1 protein-coding gene and 1 pseudogene are annotated in these 2,411 nt (G+C 62.5%); both read right to left on the bottom strand.

Annotated elements, in window-relative coordinates; all coding sequences use genetic code 11:
- Positions 1–490: 490 nt before the first annotated feature.
- A complete protein-coding gene (locus X756_RS136305; protein WP_031239776.1) occupies positions 491–2,125 on the bottom strand; it encodes a hypothetical protein in 1,635 nt (544 codons plus the stop codon).
- Between the two features lie 148 nt (positions 2,126–2,273).
- A pseudogene (gene tuf / locus X756_RS1000000168505) lies at positions 2,274–2,411 on the bottom strand (elongation factor Tu); the annotation flags it as partial.

Genomic DNA, 2,411 nt, shown 5'->3' with positions numbered 1-2,411 from the left:
ACATCTGCAAAATCTGGACAAAAGAGCCCGAACGATTCAGGCTCGATCCAACCCATCAAACCTTGGGACTAAACAGATAGGGCACTCCCTGCAGAGGGAGCAATGTCTGCCATGTCCCGGGGGCGGCATCCTCGGCCTTCGCGGCGAAGGCAGCCATCGCCATCGCGGCCACCGTCGCCAGCCGAACCAGCCCGCGCCGCCACCTTGCAGCATTGTCTGAACGGTGTCCCCAAACCACGCCCGGCAAACCTCTCAATGCAATCCATAATAGTTGCGGCGACGGTGCTTGCAATAGCTTTGACCAACCGTGCAATACTTGTGCCGCGCAACGCCGGAAACAAAAAGGCAGCCCCAAAGACCGCCCTCTCCTGGTCGATCCGGCTGACACCGGCTCGACTATTTCTCGATGGTGATGACGACGCCGGCACGACGGTGCGGCCGCCTTCACGGAAGGCGAAGCAAGGCTTCTCTTCCATGACGATAGGCGCGATCAGCCATTGGACGACGGCACCACGCGGCAATTCTCAGGTTTCGGCGCCGACTTGCAGATGCTGGAACCCGTCAGCGCATCCACCGACTGGCGCCCGGTCGTCAGGCCAACCTTCAGCATCATGTCGGGTTCGAGCTGGCGCTCGACCGAACTGCCCTGGAGCGCCCTGAACAAAGCGGGGCTGATCGCCATCTCGTCGAGGTAGGACTTGACCGCCTGCTTCTGCCCCATCAGATAGAGGCTGAGCCGCACCTGGGTACCGACAAGCCGCCTGGCGCCACCGGCCAGCATGAGCGCGCAGGCCGAATCGCAGTCGCCGTCGCCATCGACGCTCAGCCCGGCATAGGCGCCTTCCCTGGCCAGGCAATTCCACTCTGCCGGGTCGCAGCCGACGAAATCGGTGCGGGCAACGGCAACGTCGAGCTTCTTTTCATGGATGATCCGGCCCGCCGCCAGGGCGCCGGAGAGGTCGCCGCCTCGCGAGCTGATCACCACCGGCAGCCGCCGGTTGCCAAGCGTGGCGAGCAATTGGCTGAGTTTCTGCGGCGTCTGGGGCGTAATCGCGCCTTGCGCTGCAATCCATTCCGGGCAGTCGGGATTGCAGAGCGGGTTGCTGCCGCGAACCACGACAAAGCGCATGCCGTCATCGTGCGGCGCGCTCTCCGGCTTCACCGGCAGCGGCGCAGCCTTTGCCACATCCGGCAGGCCGCCGGCTGGCTTGTTCGCCGGTATTTCCCGGCAATTCGGAGCCGGAAGGTCCAGCCTGCACAGGCTTGCGCTGGTCAGCAGATCTGCAGCGTCTTCGCTGGTGACCAGCTTCATTGTCAGCATGTCGCTGAGGTCGATCTGCTGGATGTCGCTGGCCGGCGTGCTCTTCATCGTCTCGATGATGCTGAGGTCGACACCCATCTCCTTGAAATAGGCGGACAGCTTGCGCTCCACCCCCTTGCTCATCTCGTAGGTCTTGTAGCTGCCGGTGTTCTTGCGGCTGACGACCTTCTTGCTGATGACCCGCTTCTTGCCTTTCACGATCCGGTAGCGGACCTGATATTGCACGTTCATCTGCACGATCGTGGTGGTGATCTGGTGGACGCCGAGATAGGCCAGCGGCCCGACCAGGCGCCTGGTGCCGCCGGCCAACATCATTGGACAAGCGGATGCGCAATAGCTGCCGAGCACATAGGGGCTGCCGATATAGTGCGCGCCTCTGGCGTCGTTCTCCTTGCAGTTTTTCACCCCTGGCTCGCAGCCGACGAACCAGGTCCTGCCGACCGCGATGTCGAGCTTGTTCTTGCGTATCATCCGGCCCATGGCGATGGCTGCATCGACATCGCCGCCGGGAGAGTTGATGACGATCGGCAATTTGCGGCCGCCGAGCGTTTTCAGGGCAGCCTTGAGCAGCGCCGGCGACTTGGCCGATATCGCACCCTCGGCCGATATCCATTCCGGACAGCTCGGCTCACAGCCCGCCGCGTCGCTGCGCACGACGACGAACCGCATCGGCGGATCCGGATCCGGCTCTGAATTTTTTGTCTCGGCCGCCAAGGCGGCAGTGCCCATGGCAAACATCGACACCAGGCAGATCAGCCCCAGTGCCCACCATGACCGACTATGCAAACGGTGCTGTGGAACCATCCGACCAAGCCCTCAATGCAATCTATACTGTAGAGGCTCACAGACTTGCAACAGAGATTGGGACCCCAAAACAGGCACATCTGGCCAACGAAAAAGGGCGGCCCGAGGGCCGCCCCTATCCGTTTCGATCCGGCGATGCCGGGCTCGATTACTCTTTGATGGTGACGACGATGCCGGCACCGACGGTGCGGCCGCCTTCACGGATGGCGAAGCGCAGCTTCTCTTCCATGGCGATCGGCACGATCAGCTCGACATCGACCGTGATGTTGTCGCCGGGCATAACCAT

It is taken from the genome of Mesorhizobium sp. LNJC405B00 (assembly GCF_000502615.1).
Taxonomy (GTDB): Bacteria; Pseudomonadota; Alphaproteobacteria; order Rhizobiales; family Rhizobiaceae; genus Mesorhizobium.
Note: the sequence above shows the minus strand (reverse complement) of the source record. Positions and strands in the feature narration are given on the sequence as shown.

What these genes read in the sequence shown, in the direction of transcription:
- X756_RS136305 (WP_031239776.1), bottom strand. Translation starts at nt 2,125, where the DNA reads ATGGTTCCACAGCACCGTTTGCATAGTCGGTCATGGTGGGCACTGGGG.